The 23,663-nt window shown below is 52.1% G+C and carries 18 protein-coding genes; 6 read left to right on the top strand and 12 right to left on the bottom strand.

The genetic code is table 11. The features are described 5' to 3' along the window. Positions 1 to 253: 253 nt before the first annotated feature. From purM to ppx, 4 genes are all read left to right on the top strand, one after another. Entirely contained in the window at positions 254 to 1,291 is a 1,038-nt protein-coding gene (gene purM, locus HV334_RS06805) for a phosphoribosylformylglycinamidine cyclo-ligase (RefSeq protein ID WP_019077369.1), read from the top strand. Further along, positions 1,288 to 1,932 (top strand): phosphoribosylglycinamide formyltransferase, encoded by a 645-nt coding sequence (purN, locus tag HV334_RS06800; protein ID WP_049041566.1) that lies wholly within the window; start codon positions 1,288 to 1,290, stop codon positions 1,930 to 1,932. The genes purM and purN overlap by 4 nt, the downstream gene beginning before the upstream one ends. Positions 1,933 to 2,142: 210 nt before the next feature. Then, on the top strand, positions 2,143 to 4,209 hold the full coding sequence (ppk1, locus tag HV334_RS06795; RefSeq protein WP_003835119.1) for a polyphosphate kinase 1: 2,067 nt from the start codon (positions 2,143 to 2,145) through the stop codon (positions 4,207 to 4,209). Positions 4,210 to 4,213: 4 nt separating this feature from the next. Next, on the top strand, positions 4,214 to 5,755 hold the full coding sequence (ppx, locus tag HV334_RS06790) for an exopolyphosphatase (RefSeq protein WP_016153985.1): 1,542 nt from the start codon (positions 4,214 to 4,216) through the stop codon (positions 5,753 to 5,755). Here the strand turns inward: ppx and HV334_RS06785 are convergent. Then, the gene (locus HV334_RS06785) at positions 5,735 to 8,005 is read right to left on the bottom strand and encodes a sensor domain-containing phosphodiesterase (RefSeq protein ID WP_047501586.1); all 2,271 of its coding nucleotides are present in this window, start codon (positions 8,003 to 8,005) and stop codon (positions 5,735 to 5,737) included. The two genes, ppx and HV334_RS06785, sit on opposite strands and share 21 nt — an antisense overlap. Before the next feature lie 193 nt (positions 8,006 to 8,198). After that, a protein-coding gene (locus tag HV334_RS06780) for an IS1-like element IS1B family transposase (RefSeq protein WP_095033700.1) occupies positions 8,199 to 8,896 on the bottom strand; the annotation gives its coding sequence in 2 pieces (ribosomal slippage) (positions 8,199 to 8,647 and positions 8,647 to 8,896; 699 coding nt in all). A gap of 235 nt (positions 8,897 to 9,131) precedes the next feature. Here HV334_RS06780 and HV334_RS06775 point away from each other — a divergent pair. Next, positions 9,132 to 9,335, top strand: coding sequence for a YfgG family protein (locus tag HV334_RS06775; protein ID WP_047416419.1), 204 nt, complete (start codon positions 9,132 to 9,134; stop codon positions 9,333 to 9,335). Between the two features lie 497 nt (positions 9,336 to 9,832). On the opposite strand, the gene guaA is transcribed toward HV334_RS06775, so the two are convergent. Both guaA and guaB read right to left on the bottom strand, forming a co-directional pair. Then, positions 9,833 to 11,410, bottom strand: a complete 1,578-nt coding sequence (guaA, locus tag HV334_RS06770) for a glutamine-hydrolyzing GMP synthase (protein ID WP_016153990.1) — start codon at positions 11,408 to 11,410, stop codon at positions 9,833 to 9,835. A gap of 63 nt (positions 11,411 to 11,473) precedes the next feature. After that, a complete protein-coding gene (gene guaB, locus HV334_RS06765; protein WP_047501585.1) occupies positions 11,474 to 12,940 on the bottom strand; it encodes an IMP dehydrogenase in 1,467 nt (488 codons plus the stop codon). Between the two features lie 160 nt (positions 12,941 to 13,100). Here guaB and xseA point away from each other — a divergent pair, with 160 nt between their 5' ends. Next, a complete protein-coding gene (xseA, locus tag HV334_RS06760; RefSeq protein WP_080860045.1) occupies positions 13,101 to 14,474 on the top strand; it encodes an exodeoxyribonuclease VII large subunit in 1,374 nt (457 codons plus the stop codon). Here xseA and HV334_RS06755 read toward each other — a convergent pair. The 8 genes from HV334_RS06755 to ispG all read right to left on the bottom strand — a co-directional run bounded on the left by HV334_RS06755 (position 14,471) and on the right by ispG (position 23,643). Continuing rightward, the gene (locus tag HV334_RS06755) at positions 14,471 to 14,686 is read right to left on the bottom strand and encodes a zinc ribbon domain-containing protein (RefSeq protein ID WP_016157125.1); all 216 of its coding nucleotides are present in this window, start codon (positions 14,684 to 14,686) and stop codon (positions 14,471 to 14,473) included. The two genes, xseA and HV334_RS06755, sit on opposite strands and share 4 nt — an antisense overlap. 51 nt (positions 14,687 to 14,737) lie before the next feature. Further along, a complete protein-coding gene (locus HV334_RS06750) occupies positions 14,738 to 15,820 on the bottom strand; it encodes a Gfo/Idh/MocA family oxidoreductase (RefSeq protein ID WP_181221320.1) in 1,083 nt (360 codons plus the stop codon). 63 nt (positions 15,821 to 15,883) lie between these two features. Continuing rightward, entirely contained in the window at positions 15,884 to 17,425 is a 1,542-nt protein-coding gene (locus HV334_RS06745; protein WP_181221319.1) for a peptide MFS transporter, read from the bottom strand. Between the two features lie 300 nt (positions 17,426 to 17,725). After that, a complete protein-coding gene (gene der, locus HV334_RS06740) occupies positions 17,726 to 19,198 on the bottom strand; it encodes a ribosome biogenesis GTPase Der (protein WP_016153996.1) in 1,473 nt (490 codons plus the stop codon). A 118-nt stretch (positions 19,199 to 19,316) separates the two neighbouring features. Then, a complete protein-coding gene (gene bamB / locus HV334_RS06735; protein ID WP_016153997.1) occupies positions 19,317 to 20,495 on the bottom strand; it encodes an outer membrane protein assembly factor BamB in 1,179 nt (392 codons plus the stop codon). A 10-nt stretch (positions 20,496 to 20,505) separates the two neighbouring features. Then, a complete protein-coding gene (locus HV334_RS06730) occupies positions 20,506 to 21,126 on the bottom strand; it encodes a YfgM family protein (protein WP_016157128.1) in 621 nt (206 codons plus the stop codon). A gap of 13 nt (positions 21,127 to 21,139) precedes the next feature. Beyond that, complete coding sequence (hisS, locus tag HV334_RS06725) at positions 21,140 to 22,414, bottom strand: histidine--tRNA ligase (RefSeq protein WP_016153999.1); 1,275 nt, start codon at positions 22,412 to 22,414, stop codon at positions 21,140 to 21,142. 110 nt (positions 22,415 to 22,524) lie between these two features. After that, positions 22,525 to 23,643, bottom strand: a complete 1,119-nt coding sequence (gene ispG / locus HV334_RS06720) for a flavodoxin-dependent (E)-4-hydroxy-3-methylbut-2-enyl-diphosphate synthase (protein ID WP_016154000.1) — start codon at positions 23,641 to 23,643, stop codon at positions 22,525 to 22,527. Positions 23,644 to 23,663 lie beyond the last annotated feature (20 nt).

The following is a 23,663-nucleotide window of genomic DNA, read 5'->3' as shown; positions in this document are numbered from 1 at the left end:
TGAGGTCCGCAACAGAAAACAGAAACCGGTTTCAGTACGATACTGTGTATTCAGCAGACAGGTTTCAAGCACAAGACTGTACCCGGTTTCATTTTCGTGGCGCAGTTCAAACAAATAGATAAATGATTGTAAAATGCTGAAAAAATCAGCACATAAAACTTGATGCAGAGCAGGCTCGCAAACGTTTGCTTTCCCTGTTAGAATTGCGCCGAATTTAACTTTTACTGCAAGTAAACATGTGGGGAAGCAGGCAGTGACCGATAAAACCTCTCTTAGCTACAAAGATGCCGGTGTTGATATTGATGCAGGTAATGCTCTGGTTGATCGAATCAAAGGCGTAGTAAAGAAAACTCGTCGTCCGGAAGTTATGGGTGGTCTGGGTGGCTTCGGTGCGCTGTGCGCATTGCCGCAAAAATATCGTGAACCGGTACTGGTTTCCGGCACTGATGGCGTCGGCACAAAACTGCGTCTGGCGATGGATCTGAAACGCCACGACACTATCGGCATTGACCTCGTCGCAATGTGCGTCAACGACCTCGTGGTTCAGGGCGCTGAGCCGCTGTTTTTCCTCGACTACTATGCTACCGGCAAACTGGATGTGGATACCGCAGCCAGCGTCATTAACGGTATTGCCGAAGGCTGTCTGCAGTCTGGCTGTGCGCTTGTCGGCGGTGAAACGGCTGAAATGCCGGGGATGTACCACGGCGAAGATTACGACGTGGCAGGCTTCTGCGTTGGCGTCGTCGAAAAATCAGAGATCATCGACGGTTCAAAAGTGGCTGACGGCGACGTACTGATTGCACTCGGTTCCAGCGGTCCGCACTCCAACGGCTACTCTCTGGTGCGCAAAATTGTTGAAGTTAGCGGTTGTGACCCGGAAACCACCGAACTTGAAGGCAAGCCGCTGGCCGATCACTTACTGGCCCCGACCCGCATTTATGTCAAATCCATTCTGGAATTGATTGAGAAGGTTGATGTGCATGCCATTGCCCACCTGACCGGCGGTGGTTTCTGGGAAAATATTCCACGCGTTCTGCCAGATAACACGCAGGCTGTGATCGATGAATCTTCATGGCAGTGGCCAGCCGTCTTCAACTGGCTGCAAACGGCGGGTAACGTCAGCCAGCATGAGATGTATCGTACCTTTAACTGCGGCGTAGGCATGGTTATCGCCCTGCCAGCTTCTGAAGTGGACAAAGCCCTTGCTTTGCTCAATGAGAAAGGTGAAAACGCATGGAAAATCGGTATCATCAAAGCTTCTGATTCCGAACAGCGTGTGGTCATTGAATGAAAAACATTGTGGTGCTCATTTCCGGCAACGGAAGCAATTTGCAGGCGATAATGGATGCCTGCGAACAGAATAAAATCAATGGCACCATACGTGCAGTATTCAGTAACAAGGCCGATGCGTTCGGCCTTGAGCGCGCACGCGAAGCGAATATTCCTGCACACTCGCTGGAAGCCGCCCAGTTTGCCAGTCGCGAAGCATTCGACCAGCAACTGATACAAGAGATCGACGCTTATGCCCCCGATGTCGTGGTGCTGGCCGGTTATATGCGCATTCTAAGTCCGGCGTTTGTTGCTCACTATTCTGAACGATTGCTGAATATCCACCCGTCTTTATTGCCGAAGTATCCTGGCCTGCACACGCACCGTCAGGTTCTGGAAAACGGCGATGAAGAGCATGGCACCTCCGTCCATTTCGTCACCGATGAACTGGACGGCGGACCGGTTATTCTCCAGGCCAAGGTTCCGGTATTTGAAGGCGACAGCGAAGATGATGTCACGGCACGAGTCCAGGCCCAGGAACATACCATTTACCCGCTGGTGGTAAGCTGGTTTACTGATGGTCGCCTGAAGATGCGTGATAACGCAGCATGGCTGGACGGCGTTTGTCTGCCGCCACAAGGCTACGCCGCCGACGAAGAATAAAATCAACCTGTAAACCGGATCTCACCATCCGGTTTACAGGCATAAATACCTTTTCCGGTTAACATCTCCGGTATTCATCTACGCTCCCCCTTTCTCTTTGCTATCAGACGGTTTATTGTCATATTTTTCTGGCACTGTTGGACATCTGAGAGCAATGCTCGCCATAATAAATCGGTAGTGTCCCGTGAATGAAACGGAGTAAAAGTGGTAATGGGTCAGGAAAAGCTATACATCGAGAAAGAACTCAGCTGGTTAGCGTTCAACGAACGTGTACTCCAGGAAGCTGCTGATAAGTCAAACCCGTTGATCGAACGGATGCGTTTCTTAGGCATCTATTCCAATAATCTCGACGAGTTTTATAAGGTTCGTTTTGCCGAACTGAAGCGCCGAATCATTATTAGCGAAGAACAGGGTTCAAACTCTCACTCCCGCCATCTGTTAGGTAAAATCCAGGCCCGCGTGTTAAAAGCCGATCAGGAATTTGACGGCCTGTACAACGAGTTGCTGCTGGAGATGGCGCGCAACCAGATTTTCCTTATCAATGAACGTCAGTTGTCGGTCAATCAACAGAGCTGGTTACGCCACTACTTCAAACAATATCTTCGCCAACACATTACACCGATCCTGATCAACCGCGAGACGGATTTAGTTCAGTTTCTGAAAGATGACTACACCTATCTGGCGGTGGAAATTATCCGCGGCGATACGATCCGCTACGCGCTGCTGGAAATCCCTTCCGACAAGGTTCCCCGTTTTGTGAATCTACCGCCGGAAACCCCGCGCCGTCGCAAACCGATGATCCTGCTGGACAACATCTTACGCTACTGCCTTGACGACATTTTCAAAGGGTTCTTTGATTACGATGCGCTGAACGCCTATTCGATGAAAATGACTCGCGATGCCGAATACGATTTGGTGCACGAGATGGAATCGAGCCTGATGGAGCTGATGTCGTCCAGCCTGAAACAGCGTCTGACCGCAGAGCCTGTACGTTTTGTCTATCAGCGCGACATGCCCAATGCGCTGGTCGAGGTACTGCGTGAAAAGCTGACGATTTCTCGCTACGACTCGATTGTTCCCGGCGGGCGTTACCATAACTTCAAAGACTTTATTAATTTCCCCAACGTTGGCAAAGCTAACCTGGTGAACAAACCGCTGCCGCGTTTGCGCCATATCTGGTTCGATAACGAGAAGTTTCGTAACGGCTTTGACGCCGTTCGCGAACGCGACGTGCTGCTATATTATCCGTATCACACTTTTGAGCACGTTCTTGAACTGTTGCGCCAGGCCTCTTTCGACCCGAGCGTGCTGGCGATAAAAATCAACATCTACCGTGTGGCCAAAGACTCGCGCATCATTGATTCGATGATCCATGCTGCGCACAACGGTAAGAAAGTCACCGTGGTGGTGGAGTTGCAGGCTCGCTTTGATGAAGAAGCCAACATTCATTGGGCCAAGCGTCTTACCGAGGCAGGCGTTCACGTTATCTTCTCCGCGCCGGGCCTGAAAATTCACGCAAAATTGTTCCTTATCTCGCGTAAAGAAGGTGATGAAGTTGTGCGCTATGCGCATATCGGGACGGGGAACTTCAACGAAAAAACGGCGCGTCTCTATACCGACTATTCGTTACTTACTGCCGACTCACGCATTACCAACGAGGTTCGTCGGGTGTTCAACTTCATCGAGAACCCGTATCGTCCGGTGACGTTCGATTATCTGCTGGTTTCTCCGCAGAACTCGCGCCGTTTGCTGTACGCGATGATTGACAAAGAAATCGCCAACGCGCAGCAAGGACAGCCTTCCGGTATCACCCTAAAACTGAATAACCTGGTCGATAAAGGCCTGGTTGATCGTCTCTATGCGGCCTCAAGCTCAGGCGTGCCAGTCAATTTATTGATTCGCGGTATGTGCTCTTTGATTCCGAACCTGGAAGGCATTAGCGACAATATTCGCGTGATAAGCATAGTTGACCGCTACCTTGAACACGACCGGGTTTATATCTTCGAAAACGGTGGCGACAAGCAGGTATACCTCTCCTCCGCAGACTGGATGACCAGGAATATCGACTATCGCATCGAAGTCGCCACACCGCTGCTGGACCCGCGTCTTAAGCAGCGTGTGCTGGATATTATCGATATCCTGTTCAGCGACACGGTGAAGGCTCGCTTCATCGATAAAGAACTCAGTAATCGCTACGTACCACGCGGAAACCGCCGTAAGGTTCAGTCACAATTGGCGATATACGACTACATCAAATCACTCGAGCAACCTGACTAACGCTATGCCAATACACGACAAGACTCCACGACCGCAGGAATTTGCTGCGGTCGACCTTGGTTCAAACAGTTTCCATATGGTCATTGCCCGCGTGGTTGATGGCGCAATGCAGATTATCGGGCGACTGAAACAGCGCGTTCATCTGGCGGATGGCCTCGGCGAAGATAACAAGCTGAGCGAAGAGGCAATGGAGCGCGGATTAAGCTGCCTGTCGCTGTTCGCCGAACGTCTACAGGGCTTTCCCCCATCAAGCGTATGCATCGTGGGAACCCATACTTTGCGTCAGGCGCTAAATGCGACCGATTTTCTTAAGCGAGCAGAAAAAGTTATCCCCTACCCGATTGAGATTATTTCCGGTAATGAAGAAGCCCGACTGATTTTTATGGGCGTGGAGCACACCCAGCCGGAAAAGGGTCGTAAGCTGGTTATTGATATCGGCGGTGGTTCAACAGAACTGGTGATCGGCGAAGATTTCGAGCCCAAACTGGTGGAAAGCCGTCGTATGGGCTGCGTCAGTTTTGCTCAGATGTATTTCCCGGGCGGCGCTATTAGTCGGGAAAACTTCCAGCGTGCGCGCATGGCGGCAGCGCAAAAGCTTGAAACCTTAACCTGGCAGTTTCGCATTCAGGGCTGGAACGTTGCGCTGGGCGCGTCGGGCACGATTAAAGCGGCACACGAAGTGCTGCTGGAGATGGGTGAGAAAGATGGTTTTATCACCCCTGAACGCCTGGACAAACTGCGAACCGAAGTGCTGAAGCATGCGTCATTCGATGCGCTCAGCCTGCCGGGGCTGTCTGAAGAGCGAAAAGCGGTGTTTGTGCCGGGACTCGCGATTCTGTGCGGCGTTTTTGACGCACTGGCTATCCGCGAACTCCGCCTTTCTGATGGCGCACTACGCGAAGGCGTGCTGTATGAGATGGAAGGTCGTTTTCGCCACCAGGACGTTCGCAGCCGTACCGCGAGCAGCCTGGCGAACCAGTACAACATCGACAGCGAACAGGCCCGGCGCGTACTGGAAACGACGATGCAAATGTACGACCAGTGGCATACGCAGCAGCCAAAGCTGGCCAATCCACAACTGGAAGCGTTGCTGCGCTGGGCGGCGATGCTGCATGAGGTTGGGCTGAACATCAACCACAGCGGTTTACATCGCCACTCGGCGTATATCCTCCAAAACAGCGATTTACCGGGTTTCAATCAGGAACAACAGCTGATGATGGCAACCCTGGTTCGATATCATCGCAAAGCGGTGAAACTGGATGATTTGCCCCGCTTTACGCTGTTCAAGAAAAAACAGTTTCTGCCGTTAATTCAGCTGTTGCGCCTGGGCGTGCTGCTGAATAATCAGCGACAGGCGACCACCACGCCACCGACGCTGACCCTAATTACCGACGACAACCACTGGACCTTACGCTTTCCGCATGACTGGTTTAGCCAGAATGCGCTGGTGCTGCTCGATCTGGAAAAAGAGCAGCAATACTGGGAAGCCGTTACCGGCTGGCGACTCAAAATTGAAGAAGAGAGTTCACCCGATATCGCCGCATAAGCTCTCAGCAGGTGCCAGTTCTTCTGGCACCTGTTCTTCCAGCATTTCATGCAACGGCTGTGGTTTACCAATCAGATACCCCTGCATGTAATCAATCCCCAGCGAAATTACCGCACTGCGTATTTCTTCGCTTTCGACGTACTCCGCAACCACCAGCATTCTTTTCATCCGCGCCAAATGGCAAATAGAGGCCACGATTTGATAGTCGAGGCTATTCGAAACGATGTTGCGAATAAAGCTGCCATCAATTTTCAGGATATCGGCATTCACATTCTTCAGCCGCGCATAGCTGGCATATCCGGTACCAAAATCATCAATCGCAATCTGACAGCCCAATGATTGCAGTTGCAGTAGCGTTGCCTGCGCCTGTTCCGCATTGGTTAAGGCATTGCTTTCCGTTACTTCAAAAATCAGCTGCCACGGTTCAACTTTGTACTTAATCAGTAGTTGGTTGATGTCATGCGGAAGCCGGGCACGGCATACCGACGTGGGAGATAAGTTAATAGCAAACCGACGGGCGGGCATTTTTTCCCGATTCTGCGCCATAAACTTCAGCGTATTTTCAATCACCCACAGATCGATGCTGGATGACAATCCAAACTCATGCGCTACCGGTAAGAAGCTGTCAGGACCGATGGTTTTACCATCATCCCCCTCTAGCCGCAGCAGAATTTCGTGATAAACATCGCCGCGCACGCCTGAAATCGGCTGCGCCATCAGGAAAAAGCGATTGTGCTCCAGCGCCAGTTGCAGACGATTCATCATCGCAACCTTATCTTTCAAGTCACGTTGCAGGTGCATCACGCCTCGGCGCTGCAAATTCTCTGGCGCATTGGTCGCCAGAGAAAGCTCGGCGATGGTGCTTAACTCCCCCAGTAACAAGTAGATGTGATTAACAGGAGAACGGACATAGCAAAAACTAATCCCCACCTGCGGCTGTAAAGGCATGCCATCCCAGATAAAACGAAACTGCTTGATATGCCTGTCCAGCGCTTCAATACGCTCCTGATGCGACTCGGTGTTAAAACGCAGAACTAAATCATTACCCGATAACTGATAGACATGCTCATCTTGTTTCAGCAATGGCTTTACCCACTGGGCAAGTTTTTGCTTGTACTGGATACGCAGCATAATGCCGTAATTTTTCACCAGCAGTTCCATACCCGGAACACTCAAAAAGCAAAGCACTGACCATGGCGCCTTTCTCAAATCCCGGTTCAAAGCGCGCAAATTCGGAATATGCACCATGGGGTCAAAGAAGGCCAGACGATGAGAATGTCTGGCAACAATTCTCTGGCGCGTTGCCAGTACGGCAATAAAATTCACGATGAAGGAGAAAACCAGGTAACTCGATGAGGTAATGGCAAGCTGCACATCGTAACCCGAATACCAGGGCATATAGCGTTGATAATAATGAATTGCTGTAATGAGTACGAGCATCCATATTAACGAAATAAATTTATAACCGTAACGCATTGCTCCCCATAGCATGACGGGCAGCAGCAGTGACAAGGTATAATTCGTGCTAAATATCGAGCTTTGCTCATCTAACGGCATACACAACAATGTCATTAGTATGGTCAATATAATCAGCCAGACCGCAAACTCTGTTTTGGTAACTTTGGTGTCAAACTGCTGCTTTAACTGAGATAAATAGCCTCTGATATACAAAGGATTACGAATCGTGCGAATGATAAAGTAGCACAGTGGAACCCCAACCAGATTCCCGGCCAGCATGGCCTGATAGTTGATCAACGTGCCGGTATTAAGGGGCATAACGCCCACCATGCCGGATTTGCTCTCATAGACGCCCACAAACGCGGCGAAATGGAAGAATAGCAGAAACAGCGTTGCCGGGCAGAAAACCTGCCAAAACATGTGCTGAAACATCAGGTGGGAGTCACCGTAAGAAACGTTATTACGCCGGGGAGCAAAAACTTTATACCCTCCCCAACTAAGCACTATCGTAACTATAAAGTGCGAAATTATTGAGAGCATTTCAAATAACCCAACCTGCGGATATTTGTACCAGATGATGGAAATGATAATTCCTGGTAATGCCGCCCAGCCGAAAAACAACATCAGGCTAACCATCAGCGCTAAAGGCAGGTAGAAAAGAATTACGTTCCCGGTACTAATATGGGCATAGGTGTTAGCAGTGCTCAATATAGGCAACAGCAAAGAAGGCAAGATGAGAGGTAACGCCCACCATCTATCTCTAATACCAATATAATTTTTATTGAGTTTCATAGATGCTCAGTAGAATCCCGCACATCCTGCAGGGGGTATTCGGACAGGCATCCCACCTGACGTTAAAACGATAAAGTTAAATACATTAAAATGACTCATCAATTCTAGTTGTCAGCAAAGGGTGATGCTTGATACATATCAATAAATAAGTCCCTCATTAATCAATTATTACTCTTTTGGTAATGACTCCAACTTATTGATAGTGTTTTATGTTCAGATAATGCCCGATGACTTTGTCATGCAGCTCCACCGATTTTGAGAACGACAGCGACTTCCGTCCCAGCCGTGCCAGGTGCTGCCTCAGATTCAGGTTATGCCGCTCAATTCGCTGCGTATATCGCTTGCTGATTACGTGCAGCTTTCCCTTCAGGCGGGATTCATACAGCGGCCAGCCATCCGTCATCCATATCACCACGTCAAAGGGTGACAGCAGGCTCATAAGACGCCCCAGCGTCGCCATAGTGCGTTCACCGAATACGTGCGCAACAACCGTCTTCCGGAGCCTGTCATACGCGTAAAACAGCCAGCGCTGGCGCGATTTAGCCCCGACGTATCCCCACTGTTCGTCCATTTCCGCGCAGACGATGACGTCACTGCCCGGCTGTATGCGCGAGGTTACCGACTGCGGCCTGAGTTTTTTAAATGGCGGAAAATCGTGTTGAGGCCAACGCCCATAATGCGGGCGGTTGCCCGGCATCCAACGCCATTCATGGCCATATCAATGATTTTCTGGTGCGTACCGGGTTGAGAAGCGGTGTAAGTGAACTGCAGTTGCCATGTTTTACGGCAGTGAGAGCAGAGATAGCGCTGATGTCCGGCAGTGCTTTTGCCGTTACGCACCACCCCGTCAGTAGCTGAACAGGAGGGACAGCTGATAGAAACAGAAGCCACTGGAGCACCTCAAAAACACCATCATACACTAAATCAGTAAGTTGGCAGCATCACCACTCTTTTCATGGTTTTTTATCGTTATCTCATTATTAATGCAAATAATAATATTAATTTCCATAACATAAATAGATAAAACAACTGAATCAATTTTACATAACGAAAAATTGACCATTCCCTCACAGTATGCCTTAATGTGACTATCGCCCTCAGTTGGGTACACTACAAGGAACCTTTTGTGAGCCAGGTTACCAGCCTACGCAAACGACACCGATTTAACAGTCGCATGATCCGGATCGTACTGCTTATCAGCTTTCTTTTCTTCTTCGGACGCTTCGTCTACTCCGCCATAGGTGCGTGGCACCACCACCAGAACAAAAAAGAATCTCAGCAGATCACCCTGCCGCAACAGGCATCTCCTGCACAAACTGACGTACGCTGATCGCTCGCGCCGATGATACTACAGCATTAAGATTCCTTACCGGATGGCTAATCGCCTGACATTTAACCATCCGGTAAGGGATTTGAGTGATGAAACTTCACGCAGTCTTACCCACCCACACGTGCTGATATATCGGATAATCAACCGTGTTTTTCGCACAAATACACAATCTTTTAATCCCACTACACTGCGCTCAAATTGACGCTAATTAATATCTCCAGAAAATATCACTGACTAAAACATTCATATTTCACATGAAATTAAATGCTTATTTGAATTGTTACCATTATTAAATTCTACAGGGTAATACCATGAGTATTTTTCATTATTTCCGTAAATAAGAAGCGGTGTTGAATGGATCGCAGACATTAAGTGTGTGATTAACCCTACTATCGAGCAGGACTGTCGCATCGATAAAATTCGCGCAATAAAAAGCCCTCTGTAAACAGAGGGCTTTTACATACTACCGGTTCAGAAACCGCTAAACGGGAGGAATATTATTCCCACTCAATCGTAGCTGGCGGCTTACCGCTGATGTCATACACCACGCGGGAAATACCGTTAACTTCGTTGATAATGCGGTTAGAGACGCGGCCTAAGAAGTCATACGGCAGGTGCGCCCAGTGCGCGGTCATAAAGTCGATGGTTTCAACAGCACGCAGGGAAACAACCCAGTCGTACTTACGGCCATCGCCCATGACGCCAACGGAACGTACTGGCAGGAACACGGTGAACGCCTGGCTCACTTTGTTGTACAGGTCAGCGTTGTGCAGTTCCTCAATGAAGATAGCATCCGCACGGCGCAGCAGGTCGCAGTACTCTTTCTTCACTTCGCCCAGCACGCGTACGCCCAGACCCGGCCCCGGGAATGGGTGACGGTACAGCATGTCGTACGGCAGACCCAGCTCCAGACCAATCTTACGCACTTCGTCTTTGAACAGCTCACGCAGCGGTTCAACCAGACCCATCTTCATCTCTTTCGGCAAACCGCCCACGTTGTGGTGAGATTTGATGACGTGCGCTTTACCAGTGGCAGAAGCCGCGGATTCGATCACGTCCGGATAGATGGTTCCCTGCGCCAGCCACTTAACGTCTTCCAGCTTCAGCGCTTCTTCATCGAAGACTTCCACGAACACGCGGCCGATGATTTTACGTTTAGCTTCCGGATCGTTCTCGCCTTTCAGCGCGTCCAGGAAACGCTTTTCACCTTCAACATGAATGATGTTCAGGCCGAAATGGTCGCCGAACATATCCATCACCTGCTGAGCTTCGTTGAGACGCAGCAGACCGTTGTCGACGAACACACAGGTCAGGTTTTTGCCAATCGCACGGTGCAGCAGCATCGCGGTGACGGAGGAGTCAACGCCGCCGGAGAGGCCGAGGATCACTTTATCAGTGCCAACCTGCTCACGAATGCGGGCAACGGCGTCATCAATAATTTTTGCCGGGGTCCACAGCGCTTCACACTGGCAGATGTCGCGCACAAAACGCTCCAGCATGCGCATCCCCTGACGGGTGTGGGTAACTTCCGGGTGGAACTGCACGCCGTAGAAACGTTTTTCCTCGTGCGCCATGATGGCGAACGGGCAGTTGTCGGTGCTGGCAACGGTCACGAAACCTTCCGGAATAGCGGTCACTTTGTCGCCGTGGCTCATCCACACGTCCAGCAGTGGTTTGCCGTCTGCGGTCAGAGAGTCTTCAATACCGCGGATCAGCGCGCTGTCGGTCTGAACTTCAACCTGCGCATAGCCGAATTCACGTTCGTTAGAACCTTCAACATGACCACCGAGCTGCATTGCCATAGTCTGCATGCCGTAGCACACGCCGAACACAGGCACGCCCGCTGTGAAAACGTATTCCGGCGCACGCGGGCTGTTTTCTTCAGTGGTGCTTTCCGGACCACCGGAAAGAATGATACCGCTTGGGTTGAATTCGCGAATTTGTGCTTCCGTAACATCCCACGCCCACAGTTCACAATAGACGCCCAGTTCACGTACGCGACGAGCAACCAACTGAGTGTACTGAGATCCGAAATCAAGGATGAGAATGCGATGTTTATGAATATTGTCTGTCATTGACGCTAATTCCGAGGCAAGTGAAACAAATTCGCCCGGCATATAGCCGGGCGCGGAAACTTATCAGGAGCCCATGCGGTAGTTAGGGGACTCTTTGGTGATGGTCACATCGTGAACGTGACTTTCCTGAATACCCGCACCGCTGATACGTACAAACTCTGCTTTTGTTCGCAGCGCGTCGATAGTACCACAGCCGGTCAGGCCCATACAGGAGCGCAGGCCACCCATCTGCTGGTGAATGATCTCTTTCAGGCGACCTTTATACGCAACGCGACCTTCGATACCTTCCGGGACCAGTTTGTCAGCGGCGTTATCGCTCTGGAAATAACGGTCGGAAGAACCTTTGGACATCGCGCCCAAAGAGCCCATACCACGGTATGATTTGTAAGAACGGCCCTGATACAGTTCGATTTCGCCCGGAGATTCTTCAGTCCCCGCCAGCATAGAGCCAACCATCACTGCAGAAGCACCCGCAGCAATCGCTTTTGCGATGTCGCCGGAAAAACGAATACCGCCATCGGCAATAACCGGAATACCAGTGCCTTCCAGCGCTTCAACGGCGTCAGAAACAGCGGTAATCTGCGGTACACCTACGCCGGTAACGATACGGGTAGTACAGATGGAGCCTGGGCCGATACCGACTTTAACAGCGCTGCAGCCGGCTTCCGCCAGCGCGCGAGCGCCTGCACCAGTCGCAACGTTCCCCCCGATGATCTGCAGATCCGGGTATTTAGCACGCGTTTCACGGATACGCTGCAGTACGCCTTCTGAGTGACCGTGAGAGGAGTCAATCAGCAGAACATCCACGCCAGCGGCAACCAGCGCGTCAACACGCTCTTCGTTACCCGCACCTGCGCCTACAGCAGCCCCAACGCGCAGACGACCATGCTCGTCTTTACAGGCGTTAGGTTTACGTTCCGCTTTCTGGAAATCTTTAACGGTGATCATGCCGAGCAGATGGAAGCTGTCGTCAACAACCAGCGCTTTTTCGACGCGTTTTTCGTGCATTTTGGCAAAGACAACATCGCGTGCTTCGCCTTCACGAACGGTCACCAGACGCTCTTTCGGCGTCATGTAGACGCTAACCGGCTGACTCAGATCAGTCACAAACCGTACGTCACGACCGGTGATGATGCCGACCAGTTCGTTATCTTCAGTCACTACCGGGTAGCCTGCGAAACCGTTACGCTCGGTCAGTTCTTTTACTTCGCGCAGAGTGGTGGTTGGCAGTACGGTTTGTGGGTCGGTCACGACGCCAGATTCGTGTTTCTTCACGCGACGAACTTCTTCCGCCTGGCGCTCAATAGACATGTTTTTGTGGATAAAACCGATGCCGCCTTCCTGAGCCAGGGCAATTGCCAGGCGCGCTTCCGTCACGGTGTCCATTGCTGCGGAGAGCATAGGAATGTTCAGGCGAATGGTTTTCGTCAACTGGGTGCTGAGATCAGCAGTATTCGGCAGAACGGTAGAATGAGCGGGAACGAGGAGGACGTCGTCAAACGTCAGGGCTTCTTTTGCGATACGTAGCATGGGCAATATCTCACCTGGGAGGTTATTAAATATTGCCGCGGCATTATACAGAGCGTAACCGATTGCATCCACACTTTTTTGCAAAAAAACCTTGCGCTCCTCTGTGAGCATGTTACTTTCGACTGAATAACTTGCTGATTTAGAATTTGATCCCGCTCACATGTTATCCTCTCAGACCACCTCAATTTTTACCGTAAGCCGCCTGAATCAGACGGTTCGTTTGCTGCTTGAACAGGAAATGGGACAAGTGTGGATCAGCGGTGAAATTTCGAATTTCACGCAGCCGTCCTCCGGTCACTGGTATTTCACGCTCAAAGATGACACCGCTCAGGTACGCTGCGCGATGTTTCGCAACAGCAATCGCCGGGTAACGTTCCGACCACAGCACGGTCAGCAGGTACTGGTACGCGCCAACATTACATTGTACGAGCCGCGCGGCGACTATCAGATAATTGTTGAGAGCATGCAGCCAGCGGGCGAAGGTTTGCTGCAGCAAAAATATGAGCAACTCAAGGCCAAACTGCAGGCTGAAGGGCTATTCGATCAGCAGTTCAAAAAAACGCTGCCCTCACCGGCCCACTGCGTCGGGGTAATCACCTCTAAAACCGGCGCCGCGCTGCACGATATCCTCCACGTCCTGAAGCGTCGCGACCCTTCCCTGCCCGTTATTATCTACCCGACCGCAGTCCAGGGCGATGATGCGCCAGGGCAGATCGTTCGGGCCATTGAACTGGCGAACGCGCGGGGCGAGTGCGATGTGCTGATCGTCGGGCGCGGCGGCGGCTCGCTGGAAGATTTGTGGAGCTTTAACGACGAACGTGTAGCACGGGCGATCTTTGCCAGCCGCATTCCAGTTGTCAGCGCCGTCGGCCATGAAACCGATGTCACTATTGCCGATTTTATTGCAGATTTACGGGCACCTACGCCGTCGGCGGCAGCAGAAATTGTCAGCCGTAATCAGCTTGAACTGCTGCGTCAAATACAGCATGGTCAGCAGCGTCTGGAGATGGCGATGGACTACTACCTCGCCAATCGTACTCGTCGGTTTACCCAGCTTCATCACCGCTTGCAACAGCAGCATCCGCAACTGCGTCTGGCCCGTCAGCAGACCGTGCTGGAACGACTGCGTCAGAGAATGAACTTCGCACTTGAGAATAAGATTAAACAGGCAAATCAGCGTCAGCAGCGCATGCTGCAGCGTCTGAATCAGCAAAACCCGCAGCCGCGTATTTACCGTGCGCAAACACGCATTCAGCAACTGGAATACCGACTGGCGGAAAATATCCGTGCGCGTTTAAGCGAACAGCGCGAGCGTTTTGGCAACGCGGTTACCCATCTTGAGGCAGTCAGCCCACTGGCCACGCTGGCGCGCGGTTATAGCGTGACGACCGCAAAAGAGGGTGAAGTGCTGAAACAGACTAAACAGGTTACAGCAGGTGATGTGCTCACCACCCGCCTGTCTGACGGATGGGTGGAAAGCGAAGTGAGAGCTGTCACGAAGACAAAGAAAACACGCAGGAAAAAACAGGATTAAAGCGGCACAAACGCCACGCGTTTCTTCGAGATAAGGCCATGACCGTTCTGGCAGAAATAATCCACCGCACCACAGGCTTTAAGCACCTGCAGCGGCTGATTGCACTCCGGGCAGTGCGCTTCTAACTGAATATCTTTATTACAGTTATCACAGTGCGCCATACCGTTTTGCGGCTCCAGCTCTGCATGACAATCCGGGCAAATAATAGACATAGCGACTCCAGTACAGGGATCCATTACTGCGCTGAGTTTAACACGATGCGTTTAATGCCGCCCGCGTAACTGCTGCTGTAACGTTAACAGGCACTCCACTTCCTCCAGCCTGCGCTGCGTCGTGCGGCTCACTTCCTGTGGACTGCGTTCAAACAGACTTTGCGCGCCCAGAATATGCTCCGCCAGACAATGGGCATATACGCTACCAGGCAGACTCCAGCGTTGTACAACATCACCGTCAATCAATTCGAGCACATCCTCGACACCACGGCGATCATGGCTAATGACACGACCATCGCGCAAACAAAGACGCAGGCCTTTTTGTCCGCCAGCCGGCCCCGCGTATTTATTCAGCCAGATGTCCAGCGGAATGCCGCTAATCTGTCCCTGCAGATGTGCCTCTCCTTCTGCTGTGGTCAGGTCGCCCTCTACAATATTACGTCCCAGACGGTCTTTAGCGCTTTTCACCTGCAAGGTCATACTGTCATTACCGCCCAGGTCACGCACTGTTTCACGCAGCATTGCCAGTACATGTGTGCCAATGTCCAGAATCACACCGTCCGGATGACGAAGCTCACGGGTATCCGGCTCACCGGTGGCAAAGTTTAGCGCAATAGGTTCTCCAACAGCGTTAAACCCGCTCGGTTCCTGCAAAAAACCGTCGATTTTAGCAATGTGTGAAAAGTGAGAGACAAGTGCCTGTTGCGGATTATCGCCCTGCCACTGCGCTCCGAGTTTGCCCAACGCCAGCTGCATTGCGCCATTGCGTGCCATCCAATGGTCGAGTGCCAGCACGCGGTTGGCAGCATCCGGTTGAGCCAGCAGCGTTTTCAGTTTTTCAATTTGGGAAAGCGTGGCGACAATAGGCTTTTCGACCACGATACGAGCGATGGGAGCCGCCAGCGCCTGTTCAAGCACATCAAGGTGATGCAGGGATGCGGTGGTAATAAACAGGGTATCAAGCGGCATTGCAAGAAGTTCAGCGAGCGACGTACAGCGTGTCACGTCTGCGGGCTGCTTTGCGGGTTGAACATCAAATCCCACACAGCGTAGTGTATCACCGAACATATTACGTAATGCGGGCAAGTATGCCGTTTCAACGACTGCACCAAGCCCAACAAATCCTAACAGCATACTCTTACCTCGTTAATTGAATAGCCGGGACATAACGTCTGCCCCGGCACAATCGAGGTGTTATCAGGCGATAGTTGCCGGTTTAGTTTGCGTATTTTCCAGCATGCGACGAATCGGAACAATGAGGATGATCAGTACCGCAGCACAGATCAGCAGCGCAATCGAGCAGCGTGCGAAGAGATCCGGCAGCATATCCAGTTGGTCAGCCTTCACATGACCGCCAATCAAACCTGCGGCCAGGTTGCCCAGCGCACTGGCGCAGAACCACAGGCCCATCATCTGCCCGCGCATTCTTTCCGGCGCCAGCAGCGTCATTGTCGCCAGACCGATCGGACTCAGGCACAGCTCGCCAAGCGTCAGCATCAGGATACTGCCCACCAGCCAGAATGGAGAAACGCCTGCCCCGCCGTTACTGAGAACGTTTTGCGCCGCCAGCATCATCAGACCAAAGCCTGCCGCCGCAAAGAGGATACCGATAACAAACTTGGTGATGCTACTCGGGCGAATATTCATGCTTGCCAGCTTCGGCCATGCCCAACTGAATACCGGTGCCAGCAGGATAATAAACAGCGCGTTTATCGACTGGAACCAGACCGCCGGGATTTCAAAATCACCGATCATACGGTTAGTGTAGTCGTTGGCGAACAGGTTGAACGAAGTTGGCTTCTGCTCAAACGCGGACCAGAAGAACGCGGCGGAAACCAGCAGGATAAAGCAGACCAGCAGTCTGGCACGCTCTTTACGGTTCAGACCGGCAAAGATGAACAGGTAGATAAAGTAGAGCGCAACGGAGGCTGCAATCACGTACACCAGCATGCTGGCAACCGCGACCGGATTAATTACAATCACGCCCTGCGCTATCAGCGTAACGATAACCGCCGCACCGACGGCCAGCGCCAGCAGCCACGCGCCCACACCGTTACGTTTCACTACCGGGCTATTCCAGGTGGAGTCGAGCCCCACTTCGCTGTCGTAGCGTTTCATTGATGGAACGGCAAATACACGGAAAATGATCAACGCCACCAACATCCCGATACCACCGATGCCAAAGCCCCAGTGCCAGCCGTGGGTTTTAATCAGCCAGCCGGAAATCAGCGGCGCGATAAACGACCCCATGTTGATGCCCATGTAGAACAGCGAGAAACCGCCGTCGCGACGCGCATCGCCTTTTTTGTACAGCGTGCCAACCATGACCGAAATACAGGTCTTAAACAGACCGGAACCGAGCACGATAAACATCAGACCAATAAAGAACAGGTTGTTCCCCATAATGGCGGAGAGCGCAATTGACAGATGGCCGAGGGCAATCAGGATGGAACCGTACCACACCGCTTTCTGTTGGCCGAGCCAGTTATCCGCCAGCCAGCCACCCGGCAGCGCAGCGAGGTACATCGTACCGGCAAAGATACCCACAATCGCCGAGGCATTTTCACGTGCCAGCCCCATGCCGCCGTCATAAACGGTAGCAGCCATAAACAGGATCAGTAACGGGCGAATACCATAAAACGAGAAGCGCTCCCACATCTCTGTGAAGAACAGCGAGCCGAGCGGATAAGGATGGCCGAAGAAAGTTCGGCTTTCTTTTTGATTAACAGAGGATTGCATAATTCTCCCGAAAGTTATGTCGTCGTGTGTGTAAACACCGCGATGTACGCCAGCCAGTTACGTATCTGACCGATTTTTTACATGCGGCGAAAATTTATTTAACCATTTGATAACCTAAGGCTAGTTTTGTCTAGTACCAGCCCCCGGACTTTAAGATGAAAACTCGACAAATGTCTACTTTCTTAGATTTAAACTTGGTAAAAAATGAATAGTGATTGACATCGCACGGGCTGAGGCTGGCGATGAAACTTCGAAAAAAAACCCGCGACAAGCACGGGTTTTTATCAGCATCAGCAACGGTTACTTGCTTTTTTTGATGTGTTTTATCAAACGCTTACGTTTGCGCATCTGCGTCGGCGTCAGCGTATTACGCTTGTTCGCAAACGGGTTTTCCCCTTCTTTGAACTGAATGCGGATCGGCGTCCCCATCACATCCAAAGACTTACGGAAATAGTTCATCAGATAGCGCTTGTAGGAATCCGGCAGGTCTTTGACCTGGTTGCCGTGAATCACCACGATTGGTGGGTTATAACCACCGGCGTGGGCATATTTCAGCTTCACACGACGACCACGCACCAGCGGCGGCTGATGATCTTCTGCCGCCATAGTCATAATGCGCGTCAGCATCGCGGTGCTGACGCGACGGGTAGAGCTGTCATACGCTTCGCGGACCGATTCAAACAGATTACCCACGCCGCTGCCGTGCAGCGCAGAGATGAAGTGTACACGCGCAAAATCAATAAAGCCCAGACGGAAGTCCAAAGTCTCTTTGACCTGCTCTTTCACTTCCTGCGTCAGGCCATCCCACTTGTTGACCACAATAACAAGTGAACGCCCACTATTGAGGATAAAGCCCAGCAGCGACAGGTCCTGATCGGAAATACCTTCGCGCGCATCAATCACCAGCATCACCACGTTGGCATCTTCAATCGCCTGCAGCGTTTTGATAACTGAGAATTTTTCTACTGCTTCGGTAATTTTGCCGCGCTTACGCACGCCCGCGGTATCGATGAGCACATATTCGCGCTCATCGCGTTGCATCGGGATATAAATACTGTCACGCGTGGTCCCCGGCATGTCGTAAACCACTACGCGGTCTTCGCCGAGAATACGGTTAGTAAGCGTGGACTTACCTACGTTCGGGCGACCAACAATCGCCAGTTTGATCGGCAGGTCCTGCGGATTGAAGTCATCTTCAGGCTCTTCTTCGCCGTTCTCTTCGGCTTCCAGTTGCGCCCAATATTCTGCATCTTCATCCACTTCTTCCTGAGGAGCAACGTCATCCATCCACGGCAGCAGAACATGCTCCAGCAGGCTGAGAACGCCACGACCATGGGATGCCGCGATCGGATAAATTTCACCCAGACCCAGCGAGTAGAAATCGACGACCGCCTGATCAGGATCGAGTCCGTCAGTTTTGTTGGCTACCAGGAACGTCGGTTTCTGGCGCGAACGCAGATGTTTCGCAATGGCTTCATCCGCAGGCATCAGGCCAGCACGCGCATCTACCATGAACAGCACAACGTCCGCTTCTTCGATCGCCAACAGCGACTGTTCCGCCATGCGGGTTTCTACACCGTCTTCGGTGCCATCAATACCGCCGGTATCAATACAGATAAACTCGCGGCCTTCAATTTCCGCACGACCGTACTTACGGTCACGAGTCAGACCCGGGAAATCCGCAACCAGCGCATCTCGGGTGCGAGTTAGACGGTTAAATAACGTGGATTTGCCAACGTTAGGGCGCCCGACAAGCGCGACCACAGGTACCATGTTTAAAGCCTCATTTAATAAATCATCAGACAACGGGCACATTTTTTGCGCCGTTGTTAAAAACAGTAAAACGGCCCCTGCACCAGGAGCCGTTTTTCAAAGCGAGCGGCCGGGACGATTAACGCGTAATAGAGTACAGCGTACCGTCTTTCGCCTGGATCAGCAGTTTACCATCAGCAGAGACCGGCTCGGTCAGGAAACCAGAGCTGTCAACTTTCTGCTGGGCGACAAAGCGGCCATCGTCAACGTTAATCCAGTGCAGGTAGCCTTCGCTATCACCCACGACCAGATTGCCGTTATACAATACCGGGGACGTCAACAGACGGTGCAGCAGATCGCTTTGCGTCCAAAGCGTCACGCCGCCGTCGGTGGTCAGCGCCAGTACACGGTCGTTCTGGTCAACCAGGTAGATACGGTTACCGTCGACGATGAAATCATTCACTGAACCCAGTTCACGTTTCCACATGATCTGGCCGCTGCGCAGATCCAGCGCCGTCAGGTTACCATTATAAGCCAGCGCGTAGACAACGCCATTGACGATAACCGGCGTGGTATCAACGTCGCTCAGACGATCGATTTCCGTTGGACCTGTCGCCTGAGAAATACGCTGCTGCCAAATCATCTGGCCCTGCTGCATCAGCACGGCGCTTACGCGGCCGTTATCACCGCCAACGATAGCTGCGCCAAAGGCGGTCGCTGGGGCAGATTCGCCGCGCAGAGACAGAGAAGGCATGTCGAGGTTAACGGTCCATTTGATAGCGCCGTCAGCTTCGTTCAAGGCCTGCAACTGACCGTTACTGGTGTGGATTAATACCACGCCATCGCTCACAACAGGACGAGACAGCGCTTCACCGGCAACTTTCGTCTGCCATGCGGTGGTACCATCGCTGGTGTTCAGCGCATAAACCTGCGCTTTTTCGCTGCCAATGTAAACATGGCCACCGGACACGGTTACACCGCCAGAAAGCTGTGCAGATGCGCGGGAGAACCAGCCGTCTTTCTCACCCAGATTAACAGACCAGACTTCTTTGCCGTCGTCCGCATTCAACGCCTTAACGACGCCGGCGCGATCGGCTGCATAGACAACGTTATCCGCCAGCGCAGGATGAAGATTGGAATAGAAATCACCAATACCGTTACCTACAGAGGTGCTCCAGTCCGTAGACGGAGTAAACTGGTTTTCAACCACCGGTAATGGGGACATCTTAACGACATCTTCTTCGCCACTAAACAGTGAACAGCCGCTCAATAGGGTAACGGAAAGCAGCCCTGGCAGAAGTAATTTACGCAATTGCATCGGGTCCCTCTCAGATGGACAAATTATTGATTTTCATCTGCATCATTTCGCTCAGAGCAGGAGAGGCATCGCTTTTCACGCCCGCTTCCCATGCGCTACGCGCACCTTGTTTGTCGCCTTTGCTCAGCAATGCTTCACCGCGCAGGTCGGCAACAATGGCCGTCCACCCTTCACCTTTAATGGTGTCGAGTGTTTTCAGCGCGGTATCAGCCTGTTTAAGCTGAACCTGAACACGAGCCAGACGCAGGTTAATCACCGCTTTGAGATTCTCATCGCTGGTCGCTGCTAAGCCTTGTTGCAGCTGGCTTGCGGCTTTCTCAAGTTCATTTTGGTCAACAAACTGCTGCGCCAGTTCCAGTGAAGCTAACGCGCCGTAGGTATTTTTGTTTTCTGCGGCAAATTTCTCTGCAGCAGGAAGGCTATCCGGTTTACCCGCGCTAACCGCAGTCACCGTATTTTGATATGCCAGAGAAGCAGAGCGTGCGGACTCCGTCTGATGGCTGGTCCAGTAACGCCAGCCAACCAGCGCGCCAACCCCTAAAATGACCCCAACAGCCAGCGCTTTGCCGTTTTCAGCAAAGAAGCGTTTTACTGCGTCAATCTGGTCGTTTTCGTTCTCGTAAATTTCCACGCTGTCCTTCTCCTTAGCCCAGTAGAGTGCGCAAATGCGCGGCAACGCTATCCTGCGCTACTGCCGTTTGCTCACCAGAGCGCAAATCCTTCACTACAACAGTACCGTCAGCCACTTCGGACTCGCCCAGTACCAGTGCAACGCGGGCGCCCCACTTGTCGGCGCGGGCGAACTGTTTCTTAAAGTTGCCGCCACCGTGGTTTGTCATCAGTTTCACACCAGGAACTTCATCGCGCAGACGTTCTGCAAGCCGCATTGCCACCGACTGCGTATCCGCCCCCGAAGCGACCAGGTATATATCGACAACAGGATCTGCGTTAAATTCCGGATTAACTGCCTGAACTAACAAAACAAGTCGTTCCAGACCCATGGCAAAGCCCACGGCCGGCGTTGCGCGACCGCCAAGTTGCTCTACCAGACCGTCGTAACGCCCACCGGCACACACGGTACCCTGAGAGCCCAGGCTGCTGGTGACCCACTCAAATACGGTGCGGTTGTAATAATCAAGACCACGAACCAGACGCTGATTGACGGTATAGGCAATACCTGCGGACTCCAGCAGTTTGCACAGGCCCGCAAAGTGCTCGCGAGAGTCGTCATCAAGATAGTCGCCCAGCGCAGGTGCGTCGTTGAGCAGCGCCTGTACTTCCGGGTTTTTGGAGTCGAGAACGCGCAGCGGGTTAGTGTACATACGGCGCTTGCAGTCTTCGTCCAGTTTCTCTTTGTGCTGTTCCAGGTAGGCGACCAGCGCATCACGGTAGTTAGCGCGGGCTTCAAGCGAACCAATTGAGTTCAGCTCAAGGCTGACATGCTGAGAAATACCCAGCGCGCGCCACCAGCGAGCCGTCAGCATAATCAGTTCAGCATCGATGTCCGGGCCTTGCAGGCCAAACACTTCGACACCCAGCTGATGGAATTGACGATAGCGCCCTTTTTGCGGACGTTCGTGGCGGAACATCGGCCCGATATACCACAGACGCTGTTCCTGATTGTACAGGAGACCATGTTCGATGCCGGCGCGTACGCAGCCCGCAGTCCCTTCAGGACGCAACGTCAGGCTGTCGCCATTACGGTCCTCAAAGGTATACATCTCTTTTTCAACCACGTCGGTGACTTCACCGATCGCGCGTTTGAATAACGGGGTCTGCTCTACAATCGGCAAGCGGATTTCACTGTAACCGTAGCTGCCGAGCACGTTTTTGAGAGTGCCTTCAATGCGCTGCCAGATGGCGGTTTCGCCAGGCAGATAATCGTTCATGCCGCGAATGGCTTGAATGTTTTTTGCCACGTTTATTCTCTTTATGAATATAAAAATGAACCCTCAGCGCTAACCCGAACAATGCGGGCGCCATGCGGGTTCAATCATACACGGGAAGCACGCCGCTTCCCATCACGTTGTTATTTTTCAAGCTGCTGCACGTCAATACGACGCGCTTCGTCCAGGATACTCGCTTTGGCGCGAATGCGGGCTTCAAGCTGCGTAATCATATCGTCGTTATCGAGTCGATCCTTACGCACGCCGTCTTCATACAGACCGCTTTTCTTGTTACCACCCGTGACGCCCAGCGTAGAAACCAGCGCTTCGCCAGGACCGTTCACCACGCAGCCGATGATCGAAACATCCATTGGCGTAATGATATCTTCCAGACGTTGTTCCAGCGCGTTAACCGTACCGATAACGTCGAACTCCTGACGCGAGCAGGTTGGGCAGGCGATAAAGTTGATCCCGCGGGCACGAATGCGCAGCGATTTCAGGATATCGAAGCCAACTTTGATCTCTTCCACCGGATCCGCCGCCAGAGAGACACGCAGCGTATCGCCGATCCCTTCGGACAACAGCAATCCTAAACCGATCGCTGATTTTACCGCCCCACTGCGTGCGCCACCGGCTTCGGTGATCCCCAAATGCAGCGGTTGATCGATCTGTTTCGCCAGCAGGCGATAGGATTCTACGGCGAGGAAAACGTCAGACGCTTTAACGCTGACTTTGAATTGATCGAAGTTCAGACGATCGAGGTGATCCACATGGCGCATAGCGGATTCCAGCAGCGCCTGCGGCGTCGGTTCACCGTATTTTTCCTGCAGATCTTTTTCCAGCGATCCGGCGTTGACGCCGATACGGATAGGAATATTTTTATCACGAGCGCAGTCCACTACCATGCGAATACGCTCTTCATTACCGATATTGCCTGGGTTGATACGCAGGCAATCGACGCCGTATTCCGCCACCTTCAGCGCGATACGATAGTCGAAGTGAATATCGGCAACCAGCGGGACATTAACCTGCTGTTTGATAAGCTTGAACGCTTCTGCGGCATCCATTGTCGGTACAGAGACACGAACAATATCTGCGCCGACGCGTTCCAGCGCTTTGATCTGATTAACCGTCGCTTCCACATCTGTGGTACGCGTATTGGTCATAGACTGTACGGCGATGGGCGCGCCATCGCCGATCGGCACATTCCCAACGTAAATGCGTGTCGATTTTCTACGTTGAATTGGAGCCTGGTTATGCATTAAAAAATCTCCCGCATTGC

Source organism: Citrobacter sp. RHBSTW-00944, assembly GCF_013615435.1.
Classification (GTDB): Bacteria; Pseudomonadota; Gammaproteobacteria; order Enterobacterales; family Enterobacteriaceae; genus Citrobacter; species Citrobacter braakii.
This window is presented reverse-complemented; position numbering and strand designations above follow the sequence as displayed.

Excerpts from the sequence above, each read along its gene's own strand:
- purN (WP_049041566.1), top strand. The coding sequence starts at position 1,288 with ATGAAAAACATTGTGGTGCTCATTTCCGGCAACGGAAGCAATTTGCAG.
- ppk1 (WP_003835119.1), top strand. The coding sequence starts at position 2,143 with ATGGGTCAGGAAAAGCTATACATCGAGAAAGAACTCAGCTGGTTAGCG.
- ppx (WP_016153985.1), top strand. The coding sequence starts at position 4,214 with ATGCCAATACACGACAAGACTCCACGACCGCAGGAATTTGCTGCGGTC.
- HV334_RS06785 (WP_047501586.1), bottom strand. The coding sequence starts at position 8,005 with ATGAAACTCAATAAAAATTATATTGGTATTAGAGATAGATGGTGGGCG.
- guaA (WP_016153990.1), bottom strand. The coding sequence starts at position 11,410 with ATGACAGACAATATTCATAAACATCGCATTCTCATCCTTGATTTCGGA.
- guaB (WP_047501585.1), bottom strand. The coding sequence starts at position 12,940 with ATGCTACGTATCGCAAAAGAAGCCCTGACGTTTGACGACGTCCTCCTC.
- xseA (WP_080860045.1), top strand. The coding sequence starts at position 13,101 with ATGTTATCCTCTCAGACCACCTCAATTTTTACCGTAAGCCGCCTGAAT.
- HV334_RS06755 (WP_016157125.1), bottom strand. The coding sequence starts at position 14,686 with ATGTCTATTATTTGCCCGGATTGTCATGCAGAGCTGGAGCCGCAAAAC.
- HV334_RS06750 (WP_181221320.1), bottom strand. The coding sequence starts at position 15,820 with ATGCTGTTAGGATTTGTTGGGCTTGGTGCAGTCGTTGAAACGGCATAC.
- HV334_RS06745 (WP_181221319.1), bottom strand. The coding sequence starts at position 17,425 with ATGCAATCCTCTGTTAATCAAAAAGAAAGCCGAACTTTCTTCGGCCAT.
- der (WP_016153996.1), bottom strand. The coding sequence starts at position 19,198 with ATGGTACCTGTGGTCGCGCTTGTCGGGCGCCCTAACGTTGGCAAATCC.
- bamB (WP_016153997.1), bottom strand. The coding sequence starts at position 20,495 with ATGCAATTGCGTAAATTACTTCTGCCAGGGCTGCTTTCCGTTACCCTA.
- ispG (WP_016154000.1), bottom strand. The coding sequence starts at position 23,643 with ATGCATAACCAGGCTCCAATTCAACGTAGAAAATCGACACGCATTTAC.